This is a genomic window from Vibrio porteresiae DSM 19223 (assembly GCF_024347055.1).
Lineage (GTDB): Bacteria > Pseudomonadota > Gammaproteobacteria > Enterobacterales > Vibrionaceae > Vibrio > Vibrio porteresiae.
This window is the reverse complement of record NZ_AP024895.1, coordinates 1,778,020-1,797,168: the sequence shown is the minus strand read 5'-3', so window position 1 is coordinate 1,797,168 and position 19,149 is coordinate 1,778,020. Positions and strand designations below refer to the sequence as shown.

Below are 19,149 nucleotides of genomic sequence, written 5' to 3'. Positions count from 1 at the left end.
TTATGAATCAATACTTTTTTACTCTCAACATCTCTTACCAAACTTTCCTCAGCCACTATTCTGGCCAAGCGTCGACAGTGCTTGTTATCACCGAAAACGGTCTACGTTTGCAACTTCCCGCAGCTCGTCTACGTCCATACCTAAGTCAACTAGGGATAAGAGGGCGGTTTAGGCTGATAACTGACCAAAACAATAAAATTAAACAGATAGATATTCTATAAATCCCCGAGTCACACCAGCGACAAATTCCTATCTAACGCACAAATTTAAACATTTGTTCTAACAAATGATTTAAAGTGGTTAACATAATGTAAATAAAGTATTTACAATGGGCATGCATAATCCAATGTAAGCGCTATGCTTACAACACACCAATAACAAAACGTCATTGTAATCTTGGAGTTGCCTATGACCGCGCGTGAAACTCTGATGCCGGTTTTACTTGAAAAGGTGTATCAACTAATTCAAGACCGTATAGAGCTTGCCCAACAGCCTTTAGTGACTCAGCTAGCTCAGCATCTATTTAGTAATATCTCTCAGGACGATTTAGTCTCACGGAACGAGTCTGATCTGTATGGTGCGATTGTCAGTCTCTGGCATCACATCAGTGAAAAATCACCGGAAGAACAATCTGTTAGGGTGTTTAACCCAACAGTCAGTCGCCAAGGTTGGCAATCCACCCATACCATAGTTGAAATTGTGGTCCCCGATACACCATTTTTGGTGGATTCGATAAAAATGGCGTTGAGTCGTTTGGATTTGACGTCACATCTTATGCTCAATGGCCCGACCCAAATTGCTCGCAACAAGAGGGGGTCAATCGCCAGTATCAATCAAAACAAAGGGCAGTTGCATTCCCTATTTCATATTGAGGTGGATCGTTTAAGCACTCAAGAAGAGATGGATGAGTTGCAAGGAGAGCTACTGTCGATTCTTGCTGATACCGCTTTAGTCGTGAAAGATTGGCAACCTATGGTCAATCAATTACAACAAGTCGTTGATCAACTGGAGAAAGACCGTAAGCAGATTCCGATCGAAGATGATCGTTTTGCTGAAACCGTGGCGTTCTTGCGCTGGCTTGGGAATCATAACTTCACTTTTATGGGTTATAAAGAGTTCGATTTGGTCGAAAATGACGGGGAAAATGAACTCAGACCAACCAAAACCGCAGGATTAGGACTCTTTTCTGATCCTGCGCGAGTTCGCGGTGTGAAGCTATCACACTTCCCAAATTCCGCTCGCTTAGAAGCGCAGAAACCTTACCTGCTGATTGTCACTAAAGGCAATAAACAGTCTCGGATTCATCGACCCGCTTATACCGACTATGTGGGCATTAAGAAGTTTGATGCTAACGGCAAAGTGATTGGCGAACATCGCTTTAGCGGCTTGTATACCTCGGCAGTGTACAACCAGAGTGTTGAGAGCATTCCACTGATTTGTGAAAAGGTGCAGCGCATTATTGCGGCGAGTGGTTATCGTCAAGCGTCCTACGCGCATAAAGCCTTGCATAACATTCTAGAGAATTACCCAAGAGACGAACTGCTACAAGCAACAGAAGAAGAGTTGTTGGAAGTGGGAATGGGCGTTGTGCAGATGCAAGATAGGGATCTGCTGCGTTTGTTCGTGCGTCGTGATCCGTTCGGCCGTTTCTTTAGCTGTATGGTGTATGTGTCCAAAGAGCGCTACAACACTGAGCTAAGACGCCAAACTCAGCGTATTTTTAAACGCTATTTTGGTTGCCAACAAGAAGTAGAATTTACGACTTACTTCTCAGAGAGTCCGCTTGCTCGCACCCATTACATTGTCAGGGTAGATGACAACAATATGGAAATTAACATCAATAAGATCGAACAAAACTTGATGGAAGCGTCCACCAGTTGGGATGATCGTTTGTCTGAAGCGATCATTGCTAACTTTGGTGAGAGTAAAGGTCTGCCACTGTCGAAAGAGTACATGCGTGCTTTCCCTCGCTCCTACAAAGAAGACATTATGCCGGGTTCTGCTGTGGCAGACATCGAACGTCTAGAAGCACTAGATGAAAATAACCGTTTGGGAATGTTGTTCTATCGTCCACAGGAAGAGAACAAAGACTCAAAAGCGGTACGCTTAAAACTCTATCACCGTGCAGAGCCTATCCATCTGTCTGATGTGATGCCAATGCTAGAAAACTTAGGTTTGCGTGTGATTGGTGAATCACCATATGAAGTGGTGAAAACCAATCTGCAGACTTATTGGATCTTAGAGTTCTCCATGCTTCATAAGAGCGACACCGACGTGGATTTACGTGAGGCTCGCGATCGTTTCCAACAAGCTTTTGCTCAGGTTTGGGCTGGAGAATTAGAGAGCGATGGCTTTAACCGTTTGGTGTTGAGTGCCTCTTTGACTGGTCGAGAAGTCTCGATATTACGTGCTTATGCTCGTTATATGCGCCAAGTAGGTTTCCCATTCAGTCAACAATACATCGAAGACACCTTAACTCATTATCCTGATCTCGCTAAGGGACTAGTTGATCTGTTTGTGCGCCGTTTTGATCCTAAATACAAAGGAGCGCAAAAAGGTCAGCAAGAGTTGATCGATAAGATGACTGAGCAACTCGAAAACGTTGAGAGCTTGGATGACGATAGGATCATTCGTCGCTACATGGACATGATCTTAGCGACACTACGTACCAACTATTATCAGACTGACGAACAAAAGCGGCCTAAACCTTGGCTAGCTCTTAAAATGAAGCCGCGCGCTATTCCGGAAATTCCAGCGCCTGTGCCAGTGTATGAGATCTTCGTCTATGCACCTGATATGGAAGGGGTTCATTTACGCGGTGGCAAAGTCGCACGTGGTGGTCTGCGTTGGTCTGATCGGCAAGAAGACTTCCGTACCGAAATCTTGGGCTTAGTAAAAGCGCAACAGGTGAAAAACACCGTTATTGTACCTGTGGGTGCTAAAGGTGGTTTTGTGTGTAAGAAGCAGCCACTACTCAGTACGCGAGATGAAATCTTTGCAGAAGGTCAGCGCTGTTACAAACGCTTTATTCGTGCGTTACTCGATGTGACAGACAATATCATCGAAGGTGAAGTAGTCGGACCTAAGCAGGTGATTCGCCATGATGAAGACGACCCTTATTTGGTGGTAGCGGCCGATAAAGGGACGGCTACTTTCTCTGATTTGGCAAACTCGGTATCGGCTGAGTACCATTTCTGGTTAGGGGATGCCTTTGCCTCCGGTGGTTCAAATGGCTACGACCATAAAGCGATGGGGATTACCGCAAAAGGTGGTTGGGAATCGGTAAAACGCCATTTCCGTGAAATTGGCATTGATACACAGACCACTGATTTTACCGCAATTGGTATTGGTGACATGGCTGGCGACGTCTTCGGTAACGGGATGCTTTTATCTAAGCACACTAAGTTAGTGGCGGCCTTTAACCATATTCATATTTTCCTTGATCCTAATCCGACGAACCCAGAAGCCAGTTGGCAAGAGCGGGATCGTCTATTTAAATTGCCACGATCCAGTTGGGAAGATTATCAAGCGGATTTGATCTCTAAAGGTGGTGGTATTTTCTCGCGCAAAGCCAAGTCGATCCCATTATCGACCGAAGTACAGAAAATGCTGGGCGTGAAAAAGACCTCTCTGGCACCTAATGATCTGATTAAAGCCATTTTGCGCATGGAAGTGGATCTGTTGTGGAATGGTGGGATCGGTACTTATGTGAAATCATCGGTAGAAACGCATACCGATGTGGGGGATCGTGCCAACGATGGATTGCGCATTGACGGGCGAGATTTGAATGCGCGGGTTGTCGGTGAGGGTGGTAACTTAGGTATGACTCAGCGTGGTCGTATCGAGTACGCACTGAAAGGTGGACGGGTTAATACCGACTTTGTAGATAACGTGGGCGGTGTGGACTGTTCCGATAATGAAGTGAACATTAAGATCTTCCTGAATACGCTGGTGGCCAATGGTGATCTCACTATGAAGCAGCGCAACCAGATATTGGAAAAAATGGAAGATGAAGTGGGTGCTATCGTTATCGATGATGCTTACTGTCAATCTGAATCGATCTCAGTGACTGAGCATCAAGGCGTCTCGGTGATGAAAGAGCAGATCCGTTTTATCCATACTATGGAAAAAGCGGGGCATTTGGATCGTGGCTTGGAGTACATCCCTGATGATGAAACTCTGCTAGAACGTGAAAAACAAGGCATTGGCCTGACTCGTCCAGAACTTGCGGTATTGGTTGCTTACGGAAAAATGGTCCTGAAAGAGGAGTTGGCTTGCGAAGGCATCGCTAATGATGCTTACCATGCTCAGCAACTCGTGAACTATTTCCCAACTGAACTTCGTGAGCACTATAAAGCGCACATGCCCAATCATCCACTGCGTGCTGAAATTATCGCAACGGCGCTGGCCAATCAGATGGTCAATGAAATGGGCTGTAACTTTATTACCCGTTTGCATGATGAGACCGGTGCTAACGTGGTCGATATCGCCAATGCTTATGCAGCTGCGCGGGAAATCTTCAGCTTCGCCGATGTTTTGAAAAAGGTGCGTCTGCTTGATAACCAAGCAACCGCTAAAGCGCAGTATGATGTGATGTTCTCGGTGCGCCGAACATTAAGACGTTTAACTCGTTGGTTGCTGCGTAATCGTCCGGGTAAACAATCGGTGCAAGAGTTGATCGATCGTTTCCAAGTGGATGTGAAAACGTTAACTGCGCAACTCGACAAAGTGTTGGTGGCTGAAGAAGTTGCAGAACACAATGAGAGTGCCAAACGTTGGGTTGAGCAGGGTATTGATAGTGATACTGCAAATTATGTGGCGCGACTATCAAGCTTGTATTCGGCTCTGGATATCTCTTGTGTGGCAAAAGAGAAAGGTCAAACTATGGAAAAAACCGCCCAGGTTTATTTCATGCTGGGTGACAGGCTATCACTGCATTGGTTCTTGAAACAGATCAACAGTCAAGCAGTGGACAACAACTGGCAAGCATTAGCTCGAGCCTCATTTCGTGAAGATCTCGATTGGCAGCAACGTCAATTAACTGCGCAGGTGCTGTCTTGTCGTTGTGCTCCGCAAGAGTTGGACGTGATGAACGCTTTAGAGAGCTGGTTGAAACTCAATGGACCCTCTTTGCATCGTTGGGAAAATATCCTCAATGAGTTCAAAGTTGGGTCGGTTCATGAGTTTGCAAAATTCTCTGTTGCATTGCGAGAGTTGATGTTGCTCAACTTAAACTGTCAAGTTGCGGAATAATAATTGAATTGTCCGCCGAATGCGTCAATAATAACGCCCCGTTTAATCGGGGCTTTTTTCTATCGGAGGCACAATGCTCTACCGCGTAGCCAGAACTGGCTTTTTCAAATTGGATGCAGAGAAGGCGCATGATCTTGCCATCCAAAATTTCAAACGTTTCACCGGCACTCCTCTTGATCTTTTCTATCGTCAACACCTTCCTAATCGTCCTGTCGAATGTATGGGCTTAACCTTCAAAAACCCTGTTGGCTTAGCGGCCGGTTTGGATAAGAACGGTGAGTGCATTGAAGCATTTGGTGCGATGGGATTTGGTTTCGTTGAAGTAGGTACAGTAACGCCACGTCCACAACCAGGTAATGACAAACCACGTTTGTTCCGTTTGATTCCTGCTGAAGGGATCATCAACCGCATGGGCTTTAACAACAAAGGCGTTGACGTTCTTGTTGAGAATGTGAAAAAAGCCAAATACGACGGCATCATCGGCATTAATATCGGTAAGAATAAAGATACACCGATTGAAAATGGGGTAGATGACTATCTAATTTGCATGGACAAAGTGTATGACTGTGCTGGTTATATTGCCGTTAACATCAGTTCTCCTAATACTCCAGGACTTCGTACGCTGCAGTACGGTGAAGCATTAGATGAATTGTTGGCAGCTCTGAAAGCTAAACAAACCGAATTGGCTAAACAGTACGATAAGTACGTTCCGCTTGCTCTGAAAATTGCTCCAGATTTAAGTGATGATGAATTGCGCCAAATTTGTCAGTCACTGCTTAAAAATAATATTGATGGTGTAATCGCGACGAATACTACGTTGGATCGTAGTTTGGTTGAAGGAATGAAATTTGCGACCGAAACTGGTGGTTTGAGTGGTCGTCCTTTAACAGCGCGTAGCACTGAAGTGATCAAATGCTTGTATCAAGAATTGGGTGAGCAAATTCCAATCATTGGTGTCGGTGGCATTGATGACTATGTCTCAGCCAAAGAAAAATTAATGGCAGGGGCGAAGTTAGTCCAAGTATATAGTGGCTTTATTTATAAAGGCCCGGGTTTAGTACGTGATATCGTAACTAATCTGTAGATCCCATCATATAACACTACATATTATTCGATCGTTGAATGAATGTGACAGGGTGACTTTCAGAGGAAATGAGTGATTCATTTCCTCTTTTTTTTTCCTAACTCACTAATAAAATTACCTCTATTCGTTGGCAAAGGTAATTAAGCGTTTACCTAAATTCTAAAAATGAAGAGCGTATAGAGAGGGCACAATGCTTAAACCCAGTGACAAATGGACTTGGTACTACTCAGATAGTGAAGGCTATCTGATGCTAGACCTGGACGAGGATATGGTGTTTAGAACCAACCTTAGTCGTAATCTATTGGTTGATTGTGCTTTCGAACGTCACCCATTCTCAGTTGACGATGCTTCAGATTACCAAACCTACAAAGAGCAGATAGCCTATTTGCCTTTAAGTGAGCCCCGTAAGGCGGAATTAGGCCTTTACTGTGTGGCTGCGAAACGTTTTCACAAGCCTGTCCAGCCAAAGAGTTGGTTCTTTGATTATCAAGGTCATGGTTATGAGCCTGATATCGGTGATGTGGTCAGTTTGACTAACAGCTACAACCACGGGCATTTCATTGTGCTTGAAGTAGGGGAAAACGCTAGCCTAGTGGCGTTGGTCGATCTAGAGCCATTTAGTTTAAACGGGAGTAAATCCTTAGAATTCGGTCAGGTCATTAAAGTGATGCACGATAGAATGGCCTGTGCAAACCACGTACTTATTCCTCATACCATAGCCATGGTTGGTTAAGGTTGAGGTCTTTTCCCTAAGTCATTTCGTTCCTTTGTTTTATTTTCCAATCGGCTTAACGCCGATTTTTTTTGTCTGTTAAACCGCCAGTCTACTATCGCGTCTAGCAAATGAGACGTCCTCAAGGAGATTTTTTGCCGCAGAACCGCATTCATTGTGTGAGATTTGTGCAAATTAATCGGTCATTCCCCGCGCAAAAGTGACACGTTTGTCACTCGTTTTAGCTGATCTTGCCCCCAAAAATTCCCCCTTTGCGTAAAAATGTAGGTTAATTACAGCTATTTTTAACGTCTGGTATAGACCAAATGATAGTGTGAATAAGTATTCACTTACCGGTTGAGCCTTATAAATGGGTAGTTATTTTTATAGGAAGGCGATTTGTTTGTTGGTGGAGATGAATTGATGCTTGGTTAAGCAATTAGCGGGTTTTTTAGTAAAAAGCGTCAGTTAGATTTAGGAATGGTTACCAATGTCAGTTATAATCACAGACCATTTTTACCAGTCAAAGAGCACTATGAATCAGTATCTGGCGGTTACCTCAAACGGACTTGAGAACCTATTAGTTGAAGAACTAACCCAATTAGGAATTTCTGACGCAAAACCTGTTCAAGCAGGGGTGCGTTTTACTGCATCAAATGAACAAGCTTATCGTTGCTGTTTATGGAGCCGGTTAGCTTCACGTTTTGTTCGCATCGTGAGTGAGTTTAACTGCCAAGACGATATGGACTTATATCTTGCGACGTCTGCAGTGAATTGGGTCAATCACTTCCATAGCTCAAAGAAATTTGTGGTGGATTTTAACGGTACTAACCGTGAAATTCGTAACAGCCAGTACGGTGCAATGAAGGTAAAAGACGGTATTGTTGACTGCTTCACCAAAAAGAACTTGCCACGTCCTTCGATCGATAAAGATCGATTTGATCTGCGTATTCACGTGCGTCTGAACAAAGAAAGAGCCATTTTAGGTATCGACATGGTAGGCGGTGGTTTGCACATGCGTGGCTATCGTCCTGAAGCAGGTAAAGCGCCACTACGTGAAACTCTCGCTGCTGCAATCATTTTGCGTAGTGGTTGGGATGCCTCGAAACCGCTTCTTGACCCTATGTGTGGTTCAGGGACGATTGTCATTGAAGCGGCAATGATGGCGGCCAATATGGCACCTGGTGTGAAACGTCAAAAATGGGGTTTTGAAGCGCTAGAAGACTTTGAACCTGAGCTATGGGCTGAGATTAAAGCTGAGGCAAATGTTCAAGCAAGACGTGGTGTCAAGAATGTTGGCGCTAAGTTTTTCGGTATGGATAATGACCCTCGAGTATTACAAACCGCACGTGATAACGCCCGTCGTGCTGGGGTTGAAGAGCTGATCGATTTTTCTCTTTCAGATGCCGCGAAATTGGCTCGTCCAGAAGGATTTGATAATGGTGTTATCGTGTGTAACCCGCCTTATGGTGAGCGTCTTGGTACGCATCCAGGCTTGATCGCACTATACACAGCATTTGGCGGTCAGTTGAAAGCCGAATTTGGTGGCTGCCAAGCTTCTATCTTCTCAAGCTCTGACGAGTTACTAAGCTGCTTGCGCATGCGTGCCGACAAACAGTTTAAATTGAATAACGGTGCGTTACCGTGTCACCAAAAGAACTACACGATTGCTGTTCGTGAACAGAATGAGCTGAATCAAACACAAAGCTTAGTGGCTCCGGACTTTGCTAACCGTTTGAAGAAAAACGTAGCAAAGATCGGAAAATGGGCCAAACGTGAAGGGTTAGAGTGTTACCGTATTTACGATGCCGATTTACCTGAATACAACGTTGCGATCGATATCTATCAAGATAGCCTTGTTATTCAAGAGTACGCGGCTCCTAAAGACGTTCCTGAAGAGAAAGCAAAACGCCGTTTAACCGATATTATTCGTGCTGCAATCCAAGTGTTGGATATGGATGCGAACAAAGTAGTACTGAAGGTTCGTGAGAAACAGAAAGGTACCTCCCAATATCAAAAATTGGCACAGCAATCAGAAACCATGGTTGTTCAAGAGTATGGCGTGAAACTGCAAGTCAATCTTTATGATTACTTGGATACGGGTCTGTTCTTGGATCATAAACTGACTCGTCGTCGCCTTGGCCAAATGGCAGATAACAAAGATTTCTTAAACTTGTTTGCTTACACTGGTTCAGCAACGGTACATGCTGCTTGTGGTGGTGCACGTTCAACGACAACAGTGGATATGTCTAAGACGTATCTCAACTGGGCCAAAGAGAACATGCAGCTCAATGGTCAAGTAGGTCGTCAACACCGTTTTGAACAAGCAGACTGTTTACAATGGCTAGAAGCAGCTCGTGGTGACTATGATCTGATTTTCATCGATCCGCCTACGTTTTCTAACTCAAAACGCATGGAAAAAACATTCGATGTACAACGCGATCATATTGAGCTGTTTACTCACCTAAAACGTATTTTACGTTCAGGGGGGACGATTGTGTTCTCCAATAACAAACGTCACTTTAAGATGGACTTGGATGGCCTTGCTGAGCTTGGTTTACAGGCTCAAAATATTTCCAATCAGACGTTACCTATGGATTTCGAGCGTAATAAACAGATCCATAACTGCTGGTTAGTGACTCATAAAGGCTAATGCCTTGCTAATGCAACTCACTCTTTTTAGCACACAGGGCTGTCACTTGTGTGATGATGCTTACGACCTGCTGGTAACAGCAGGCGTAAGCCAACAGGTCAACTTAGTCGACATCGCAGACGATGACGAACTGTCTTTACGTTACGGGGTCACTATTCCTGTACTCAGTTATCGGGATGCTCAATTGAATTGGCCTTTTACCTTAAACGAATTGATTCAATGGTTACAAAATAATGGCTTTGATTACCATCAATAATGGACTGCTTGCTTTTGGCGATCATCCATTGCTCGATAACGCAGACTTTGCTCTGCAAGAAAATGAACGTGTTTGTTTAGTTGGTCGTAACGGTGCGGGTAAATCCACACTAATGAAGGTATTGGCTGGCGAAATTATCCTCGACGACGGCAAAATGGCTGTGACTCAAGATGTGGTGGTGTCACGCCTAGAACAAGATCCTCCACGCGATGAAGCCGGCACGGTATACGATTATGTGGCTGGTGGCCAAGATGATGTGGCTAAACAGCTTAAGGCTTATCACGATTTACTCGATTTAGTAGCAGAAGACCCATCAGACAGTAACTTTAAGAAATTGTCGGCTATTCAAGAGCAACTTGATCACAACGGTGGTTGGCGCTTTGATGATCGCATTAATAATGTGCTGACTGCACTGCAGTTAAATGGTCAAACCCGTTTAACCGATCTTTCTGGTGGCTGGCAACGTAAAGCCGCTTTAGCGCGCGCATTGGTATGCGATCCTGATGTTCTACTCCTCGATGAACCAACCAACCACTTGGATGTGAGTACGATTGAATGGCTCGAAGGTTTTTTAAAAGACTTTCGTGGTTCGATCATCTTCATTTCTCACGACCGTGCGTTTATTAAATCGATGGCGACTCGTATCGTCGATCTTGATCGCGGTAAGTTGAGTTCATTCCCTGGGGATTATGAAAACTACTTAGTCGCTAAAGAAGAAGCGTTGCGTGTTGAAGAGATGCAAAACGCTGAGTTCGATAAGAAGCTGGCTCAGGAAGAGGTGTGGATTCGTCAAGGGATTAAAGCGCGCCGTACTCGTAACGAAGGCCGTGTCCGTGCCCTTAAACAACTGCGTATGGAACGTAGTGAACGTCGCGAAGTGCAGGGTAAAGTGAATCTGCAAATTGATGACGCAGCGCGTTCAGGCAAAATTGTCTTTGAGGCAGAAAATCTCAATTACTCTATTGATGGTAAAAATATCATCGATAACTTCTCATTTAATGTGATGCGTGGTGATCGTATCGCTCTAATCGGTCCAAACGGTTGTGGTAAGAGTACCTTGTTGAAGCTGATGCTTGGTGAAAAACAGCCTGACAGTGGTCGTTTGCATTGCGGAACTAAACTGGAAGTGGCTTATTTCGACCAATATCGTGAGATTTTGGATCCAGAGAAAACCGTGATCGATAACCTCGCCGATGGTAAGCAAGAAGTGATGGTGGGTGGCAAGCTTCGTCACGCGCTAAGTTACCTGCAAGACTTCTTATTTGCTCCTAAACGAGCTCGTACACCAGTGAAAGCTCTTTCTGGTGGTGAGAAAAACCGCTTATTACTTGCCCGTATTTTCCTTAAATCGAATAACCTATTGGTGCTCGATGAACCAACTAACGATTTAGATATCGAAACTTTGGAACTTTTGGAAGATTTGCTTGCCAATTATCAAGGCACTTTATTGTTGGTAAGTCACGACCGTGAATTTGTCGACAATACAGTGACTACTAGTTGGATTTTTGAAGGTAACGGGGAAATTGAAGAATTTGTTGGTGGGTATCATGATGCTCAGCAGCAACGGGCACAGGTTAAGGCATCTCGCAAACCAGATGAACGTAAAGAGAAGGTAAAAGAAGTTGAGGAAAGTCCCAAATCTGAACCTTTGAAGCCGAAGTCTAAGAAGTTGTCTTATAAACTGCAGCGCGAATTAGAAGCGTTACCAGAAAAACTCGAACAATTAGAGAGCGCTATTAGCACTTTACAAGAACAAGTTAATGATGCTGACTTCTTTGCACAACCTGTAGAGACGACGCAACCTATTTTAGATAAGTTGGCTGCAGCAGAGCAGGAGCTTGAAATTGCTTTTGAGCGATGGGAAGAGCTAGAGGCAATGCAACAGGATAGTTAAAGAATAGATATGAGACGTAAAACATTTAAAAGAACACTAGTTTCGGCAGCTGTGCTGCTCGCATCAACTCATGCATCAGCGGCACTGTATCAGGTGGTTGAAAAGGCGCCACCTATCAGCGGTTATGAAAGCGCCTTTGGTGTGGCAATTCAGCCGGGTGATGCAACTGATGGCTCAGCGACTTTAAGTCAAGGCTGCTTTGATAGCTCTGCAACGAACTGTACTTCTTCTGACTTTGCTTTTGCAGGTGAGACTCGCTCTGTCGCAATTAATGCTGGACAAGCTGTTGATGGCATTAGCTACCGTGAAGAAGTGCCCTGGGGTATCGATAACGCCTTTAGGTACATTCAAGACCAAGACGATTTTGAAGACTACTGTAACAGTGAGCTTTTATACGCTACCTGTGAGAGTTGGGCTCAAGTTCGCTGGGATGTATGGAATGACGAGAAAAGCGGTAGCACAACACCGAATGCCATCGCATTTGTTAATTCAACACTAGCGGATACCACAAACACCTACAACACGGTTATCAATAGCTTAGATAGTAGTGGTAACGCTGTGGGGATTAAGCTGGCGGCGGGTTCTGTAACTTATGCGAGTGGATCAAATGGCGGCTATATTCGTGACGATGTCACAGGTTTGTATGGCTCAAGTTCGTACAGCGATCCTTCAGGTGCTCAAGTGCGTGCTTGGAAAACAGACGGTACGTTTATTTCTGGTAGTATTGCGACCAATTATACTAATGGAAGTTATGGTACTTACTATTCGACTAAGCCGGCATTGTGGTCTGCTGACGGTAGCAGTGTTGTTTCTTTAAGTTGGCCAAGTGGCAAGCAAGAAGAAGATGACCGTCTAGCACAAGGTAGTATTCGTGATTTTTACGTCGATACCACCAATGGTGAGATCTATGCAGTAGGTTATAGTACGTTTGATGATGACAATAACTACATGAATGCTGCTGTATTTTCAGTGCCTTACAGTGCATTAGGTGATACAACATCATGGATAGATCCTGCTAAATGGAACACTGTTCCTGTTTCTAATGCGACTTCTGAAGTCAGCGGCGATTACATTTACAGTAACAGTAAACTCACTGGGATGAATAAGAACTTAGTTGCGATCGGTGAAGCAAAACGTGATGGTAACCACCCTGCAAACGGTGCTGCGGCAAATCGCATGTTCGTTGTGAGCAATGTTTCTTCGTCACCGACAGCAACGTACTTCTCTGGCGGTATTTTCTTTAGTGGCGCTGGTGGTAAAGCGGAAGCGATCAACAACTATAATGAAATTGTTGGTCAAGTCGATGCGGAAAATGTACGTGAAAGCGATGGTAAAGTTCGTCGTAAACGTGCCTTTATTTATCCTTATAGTGGCACTGGTACCGATTCTACTCGCCGTGCGCGCTTTAGTAATCAAGCATGGTGGTTGGATAACTTAACTAACGGTGGTACTTACTCTTCTGCAAACAATGCTTACCGTATCATTGATGCATCAGGTATCAACGATGCCGGTGTTATTTCTGCTACGGCACTAAAATGCGATGGTGGTTATGATTCGACGGCTTATGATGCGACTTGTGGCGGTGGTGATCAGGATGAAGAGATCGTTGCAGTGGAACTCTTGCCAATTGCGGGAGCAACGGCTTCAGACATCTCTGAGCGTGGTGAATCCGATGACAACTCAGTATCACGTAGTGGTGGCTCTCTAGGTTTAGGCTCTTTGATTGCATTAGGCCTGTTTGGGTTCCGTCGTAAAAAATAGTTTTTTGTCAATAAGGGCACAAACTCACAAAAATGAGTTTGTGCTTTTTTTTGTCCTTGAGAAAGGCATCAGAATGGGTAATTCTTAAACAGTGGTCATAAAAACGCCACATATCGTTAATCGATGTTTAATACAAAGTAATGTATGAGGACTCCATTATGAAGAGACAAAAGCGTGATCGCCTAGAAAGAGCTCAATCTCAAGGATATAAAGCAGGTATCAACGGCAGGTCGCAAGAAGCATGTCCCTATACACAAACGGATGCTCGTTCGTTCTGGTTAGGTGGGTGGCGAGATGCAAGGGAAGACAAACACACCGGTCTCTATAAGTAGCACGTCCAACATTAACACACTATCCATAGAGTCCCTTCAATGGGAAGATAAGCCCCTCAAAGGGGCTTTATTAGATAGCATTAACGCACTATAACTAAGTTTATTGGAAACAAAAAAACGACACTGAGTGCCGTTTTTTGATACTTCCGCTGAATTAGAAAGCAGAAGTGTCTTGGAACAAACCAACTTTAAGGTCTTTTGCTACGTAGATTTCTTTACCATCAACAAGAACACGACCGTCAGCCAAACCCATCACCAATTTACGGTTAACAACACGTTTCATGGTAATTTCGTAAGTCACTTTTTTCGCAGTTGGTAAGATTTGACCAGTGAATTTCACTTCGCCAACACCTAGTGCGCGGCCTTTACCTTTGCCGCCAACCCAACCTAGGAAGAAACCAACTAATTGCCACATCGCATCAAGGCCAAGACAACCAGGCATTACTGGGTCGCCAGGGAAGTGACAATCAAAGAACCATAGATCAGGAGTGATATCGAGTTCAGCAATGATCAGACCTTTGCCATGTTCGCCTTCGGTTTCAGACATTTTAGTCACACGATCCATCATCAACATGTTTGGTGCTGGAAGTTGTGGGTAACCTGGGCCAAACAATTCACCACGGCTTGAGGCTAGTAGGTCGTCACGGTTATATGAATCTCGTTTATTCTGCATTATCAATTACTCCAATTTTTGACAGGTGAATCTTAGTGAACACCTGTACGCCAAACAAGTCCGATCAGTACTAAAATAGCCAGTTTTTCAAGCGTTCGATCAGTGAGGTTGGCTGTTCATGTTTTTCAAAACTATCAATACGTTCCGCAATGAGGCTCAAAACACTGTTTTCATCATCGCCACGGAATGGTTTGTTCATCAGAAGAGGAATGACGTCCTCAACTGTCGCCACTGGCCAAATATTGAATTCACCAGATTGGATACTTTTTACAACGGCTGGATGTAAGGCAAGATGCTTCAGATTGCTTTTCGGCATAATGACACCTTGCTTACCGGTGAAGCCATGATGCTCACAAACGCGGTAAAATCCTTCGATCTTCTCATTAAGACCACCGACGGCTTGGACACGGCCAAATTGGTCAACAGCACCCGTCACGGCTTTTTGTTGATCGATAGGTAAGCCAGATAGGGCACTTACCAATGAACACAGCTCAGCTAATGAAGCGCTATCACCATCGACTTCACTATAGGATTGTTCAAATACGATCGACGCGGAAAATGGAAGCGGCATATCGAGGTCTAAGGCGCTGCTCACAAAAGCTTGCATAATCATCATGCCCTTAGCATGAAGATTGCCACCAAGCTCTACCTTGCGCTCCACATCCGCAATATCACCGTCACCAAAGTGAATAACACATGAGATACGTGCTGGTTCACCATAAGAGACTGGGTGACCTGCAATGTCAACAACCGTTAGACCATTGACTTGGCCAATTTGCGCACCTCTTGTCTCGATAATAACTTGACCATCCAAGATATCGTCAATCGCGCGTTCAGGAAGGTAAGACGCACGGAAATAACGATCGCTGATAACGGCTTCAACATGACTTTCATCAATCAGTTGTCCTGCTGACTTCTGTTTGCATTCAACCAGTATGGCGCGATGCCACATCAAACAAAGTGGTGCGTAGTGTTGATCCTCTGTATAACGCGCACCGGCACGCATCAGAGCGTGGATGCCATCTGTCGTCAGTTGAGGAATTTGGTACTTTTGACAAACCCATTTCAGATAGCTCAAATAGTCGGTAATTGAATCAGCATCAATTTTTAAATCTGATTCTACTTCGCTATAGAGACACAAGCCTGAGTGGATATCGGTATCGAGATAATCAATATCACCCAATTGATTTCGGTCGCCAATCACGACCAGTTTCACTTGGTATTGCTTAGGTTGTACATCCGCGACGGGAAATTTTGGATTACTCAACTGCGGATAGGCATCTTCCCCCAAAATAGCCGCTTTCAATAATGGCCAGACTGCAGGGTTAATCAACAGCAAATTGGCTGAGACAATCAAATACCCACCATTGGCTTTATCTAACAAACCAGGAATCGAATTGATGACTTGCCCGTGCTCCGTAACCAGTTGACCAAAAACCGTTTTCATATCGAGAGTTTCGGTAGAAATAACCGGAGTATCGGAACCAACTAATTGTTGTAAATAGGTTTTGATTTCGCCGCGATAGATCGTATTGTCGGGCGAATTGATCAGTAGTAGGCGAGTAAAGCCTTCCATTTCGACAAACTGAGAAAGCGTCATGGAGAGACGTGGTTGCACGTCAAGCAGCGTTTTTTCTGATAAAGATGAGTAGCACTCGAATTGCGTGGCGTAGTCATCGTATTGAGGCGTAACTGCACGCCAAATTTCTTGTGTCATTGAAATGATATACTGAATAAAAGGGGTTAAATTATATAGAAAAATAGCTCGGACGAATAGCACTGTCACGATAAGATCTGGCTCTAGTTTTTTCTCTTTTAAATTGCAACCATGAATGCCTTGGGTTACGCTGTCACCCTAAACGGATACGGACTTGTTAATAATGAAATATCAACAACTTGAAAACCTTGAGTGTGGCTGGAAATGGCAATACTTAATCAACAAGTGGAAAGCTGGTGATGCGATTACTCAACATATTGATCGTAGTGAAGTTGAGTTAGCGATTACCCAACTCAAATCCATCGAGCACGAACCTACAATGGTTCTCCAGTGGATTGATAAGCACATGGCACCTGAATTGGAAAACAAGCTAAAGCAAGCCATTCGAGCCAAACGTAAACGCCATTTCAACGCTGAACAGATTCATACTCGTAAAAAGTCTATTGATCTGGATTATCGTGTCTGGGAAAAACTGTCTCAACGAGCTAATGAATTAGGTTGTACTTTATCTGATGCTATTGAATATCTGCTTAGTGAAGCATCGAGAAGTGAAAAAGCAAGCCGCACCGTTACCAGTTTAAAAGAAGATTTGAGCAAACTGCTTTCTGATTAGGGGAATATCATGTGGTATTTGATCATTGTTGCTGCTGTTGTCATTACTTGGTTAGTATTAGACAGACCAATCCTTAAAATTCAATTTAAAAATGGTAAATTGACGTCGATAAAAGGGCATTGCCCACCCACGTTTAAACACCATTTGAAGGACATTGGAGACAGTGAGCCGTTTGATGGAATGGTAAAAGTTTATCAATTAAGAACGGGCGCAAAATTAGTTTTTTCGACACAAGTACCCAAGAAAATACAACAACGTATCCGTAATGTATTTCCCCACCAAGGTTTCAAAACGCTAAATCAGAAAGTGAAAAGCCGTTGAGATTTAAAGTCCTGTTCAATATAGCAGGACTTTTTTATACGCACTAAAGCACTATAACTAAGCCTATCTCTCCCAAATTCCCCCCTCAACATCTGCGACCATCTTTGTTTCTACACTTGCCTAATCATGTATCCACAAAACTTATAAAAATCGGGCGGTACATCACATCGTTCACTATCGTTATTGGAAACTAAATCACCCTTATTGGGTAGATAAAATACTAAGTTTTTAAGTGGTATAAGAAAACCAATAAGGTGAACAATATGCCTATATATTATCTGGATAAAAAAGCTCAACCCAATGGCGAATACCATGTTCATGAAGAAGGTTGTACCCATATGCCACTTCCTAGCGACAGAACTTATTTAGGTCATTTTAATTCTGTTCAAGCTGCTCTGGAAAAAGCATCACGGTTACATCATCGTTGTCGAGCATGCCTCCATTGCTGTGAAACATGCCATATAGATTAAAGAGTATGTAAACAGAAAATGAGCAATAACAATTTATAATTTGCTTTTTAAAACCATAAATAAGCCCCTAATAAGGGGCTTTCATTTTTTAATTTTTGAGGAGGCTATGTAATTTAATCACCATGATTACCTGACACAAGGGCAGTTGCTTGCTCTGTCGCATTTTGTGTTCGAGAGGCCAAAGTTCTTACTTCATCAGCAACGACTGCAAACCCACGACCTTGTTCTCCCACGCGCTGCTTCAATCGCGGCATTCAATGCAAGGAGATTCGTTTGCTTAGCAATGTCACTAATAATAGTTACAATTTCACCAATTTTGGCGAAGTTTTCATGCATTTGCTGCTGATGACCTAATTCAACTTCACGAAGTTTCTCTTGTTGTTTTTGCGCATCAATATCCGTTAACGCGCCAACAACACGTAATGGTGTGCCATTAGCTGCTCGTTTTGTTTCACCTTTTGCTCGAAACCAACGGTAATCTCCCGATTTCATTTTTAATCTATACGTTACGTCGTAACCAGTTCGACCTGTTTTATCCGTTAAATGTTTAAGAAATGCTTGTGTGGTCGGTTCAGCATCTTCTGGATGCAGCCTAGATGCCCAACTATCAAGAACGTTGGGAAAGTCATGTTCATTTTCGAAACCAAGTAAGCGGCGAAATTGATTAGACCACCAGAAAGGGTTCTTAGCATTGACGGGATCTCCAGCAATAACCTCCATGTCCCAAAGACCATCGGAAAGCATCTCATTTGCCAGCTCAAATCGGTCAATAAACTTATCTAATTCAGTCTGTCCCGTCTTTTGCTCGTGTATATCAGTGAGGGCACCAGCAACTCGAAGTGGATTACCTTTAGAGTCACGAAGCGTTGCTCCTCGAGCTCTAAACCACCGATACTGACCATTTTTGAGTTTTAGACGATATTCGATATCATAACCGGTGTTGCCACTTCGATCGTCCAGATGAGCGCCGAATGCAGCAAACGTTCCTGCTTTATCATCAGGGTGTAATCTATCTGACCAACTTCGCGCTATATTGGGGAAATCTCGTTCGTTTTCGTATCCAAGCATGTGACGAAAGGCTTGTGACCACCAGAAAGGGTAATCTTCATCAAAATCACGGCCAGGTATAAACGTTAAATCCCATAAACCATCGGCGGTAGCCTCACACATCAAATTAAAGCGTTGTTCTATGTCGTTCATCTCTCTATGACTCTGAGATAACTGCGACTTGAGCGTGGCAACTTCTGCTTCGAGCTCCGCTTTGTCATTTAACAATAGAGAAAGCTGATCTATGACAGCGTTAACTTGGTCAAGTAGATGGACATAACTATCTTGACCAGATTGAAAACTAATCTCTTTGTGAATAACAGATTGTAATCTCTTATTAGATTCTTCAAGAAGCTTATTTTT

General features: G+C 43.7%; 14 protein-coding genes and 2 pseudogenes. 12 read left to right on the top strand and 4 right to left on the bottom strand.

All coding sequences use genetic code 11. The features are described 5' to 3' along the window. Nucleotides 1-2: 2 nt before the first annotated feature. The 9 genes from OCV11_RS08265 to rmf all read left to right on the top strand — a co-directional run bounded on the left by OCV11_RS08265 (nt 3) and on the right by rmf (nt 13,945). Entirely contained in the window at nt 3-221 is a 219-nt protein-coding gene (locus OCV11_RS08265) for a DUF2835 domain-containing protein (RefSeq protein WP_261896256.1), read from the top strand. A gap of 187 nt (nt 222-408) precedes the next feature. After that, nucleotides 409-5,253 (top strand): NAD-glutamate dehydrogenase, encoded by a 4,845-nt coding sequence (locus tag OCV11_RS08260; RefSeq protein WP_261896185.1) that lies wholly within the window; start codon nt 409-411, stop codon nt 5,251-5,253. A 73-nt stretch (nt 5,254-5,326) separates the two neighbouring features. Next, nucleotides 5,327-6,337, top strand: a complete 1,011-nt coding sequence (gene pyrD / locus OCV11_RS08255; RefSeq protein WP_261896184.1) for a quinone-dependent dihydroorotate dehydrogenase — start codon at nt 5,327-5,329, stop codon at nt 6,335-6,337. A gap of 190 nt (nt 6,338-6,527) precedes the next feature. After that, nucleotides 6,528-7,070: a cell division protein ZapC gene (locus tag OCV11_RS08250; RefSeq protein WP_261896183.1), complete on the top strand. Its 543-nt coding sequence runs from the start codon at nt 6,528-6,530 to the stop codon at nt 7,068-7,070. Between the two features lie 514 nt (nt 7,071-7,584). Continuing rightward, entirely contained in the window at nt 7,585-9,702 is a 2,118-nt protein-coding gene (rlmKL, locus tag OCV11_RS08245; RefSeq protein WP_261896181.1) for a bifunctional 23S rRNA (guanine(2069)-N(7))-methyltransferase RlmK/23S rRNA (guanine(2445)-N(2))-methyltransferase RlmL, read from the top strand. Nucleotides 9,703-9,712: 10 nt separating this feature from the next. After that, on the top strand, nt 9,713-9,958 hold the full coding sequence (locus tag OCV11_RS08240) for a glutaredoxin family protein (RefSeq protein ID WP_261896180.1): 246 nt from the start codon (nt 9,713-9,715) through the stop codon (nt 9,956-9,958). Next, entirely contained in the window at nt 9,936-11,852 is a 1,917-nt protein-coding gene (locus OCV11_RS08235) for an ABC transporter ATP-binding protein (RefSeq protein ID WP_261896179.1), read from the top strand. The genes OCV11_RS08240 and OCV11_RS08235 overlap by 23 nt, the downstream gene beginning before the upstream one ends. Nucleotides 11,853-11,861: 9 nt before the next feature. After that, nucleotides 11,862-13,613, top strand: a complete 1,752-nt coding sequence (locus OCV11_RS08230; protein WP_261896178.1) for a DUF3466 family protein — start codon at nt 11,862-11,864, stop codon at nt 13,611-13,613. Between the two features lie 158 nt (nt 13,614-13,771). Further along, complete coding sequence (rmf, locus tag OCV11_RS08225) at nt 13,772-13,945, top strand: ribosome modulation factor (RefSeq protein ID WP_261896177.1); 174 nt, start codon at nt 13,772-13,774, stop codon at nt 13,943-13,945. 154 nt (nt 13,946-14,099) lie between these two features. On the opposite strand, the gene fabA is transcribed toward rmf, so the two are convergent. Both fabA and OCV11_RS08215 read right to left on the bottom strand, forming a co-directional pair. Beyond that, entirely contained in the window at nt 14,100-14,618 is a 519-nt protein-coding gene (gene fabA, locus OCV11_RS08220) for a bifunctional 3-hydroxydecanoyl-ACP dehydratase/trans-2-decenoyl-ACP isomerase (protein WP_261896176.1), read from the bottom strand. A 70-nt stretch (nt 14,619-14,688) separates the two neighbouring features. Beyond that, nucleotides 14,689-16,335, bottom strand: a complete 1,647-nt coding sequence (locus OCV11_RS08215) for a Lon protease family protein (RefSeq protein ID WP_261896175.1) — start codon at nt 16,333-16,335, stop codon at nt 14,689-14,691. Nucleotides 16,336-16,498: 163 nt separating this feature from the next. Between OCV11_RS08215 and matP the strand changes: the two genes are divergently transcribed. From matP to OCV11_RS08200, 3 genes are all read left to right on the top strand, one after another. Then, on the top strand, nt 16,499-16,948 hold the full coding sequence (gene matP / locus OCV11_RS08210) for a macrodomain Ter protein MatP (protein WP_261896174.1): 450 nt from the start codon (nt 16,499-16,501) through the stop codon (nt 16,946-16,948). A 9-nt stretch (nt 16,949-16,957) separates the two neighbouring features. Further along, nucleotides 16,958-17,269, top strand: a complete 312-nt coding sequence (locus tag OCV11_RS08205; protein ID WP_261896173.1) for a DUF3634 family protein — start codon at nt 16,958-16,960, stop codon at nt 17,267-17,269. A gap of 263 nt (nt 17,270-17,532) precedes the next feature. Next, on the top strand, nt 17,533-17,739 hold the full coding sequence (locus OCV11_RS08200) for a hypothetical protein (RefSeq protein ID WP_261896172.1): 207 nt from the start codon (nt 17,533-17,535) through the stop codon (nt 17,737-17,739). A 131-nt stretch (nt 17,740-17,870) separates the two neighbouring features. On the opposite strand, the pseudogene OCV11_RS25055 reads toward OCV11_RS08200, so the two are convergent. Continuing rightward, nucleotides 17,871-18,459, bottom strand: a pseudogene (locus OCV11_RS25055) (methyl-accepting chemotaxis protein); the annotation flags it as partial. Between the two features lie 72 nt (nt 18,460-18,531). Next, nucleotides 18,532-18,909: pseudogene (locus OCV11_RS25050) on the bottom strand (PAS domain-containing protein); the annotation flags it as partial. Between the last annotated feature and the right edge of the window lie 240 nt (nt 18,910-19,149).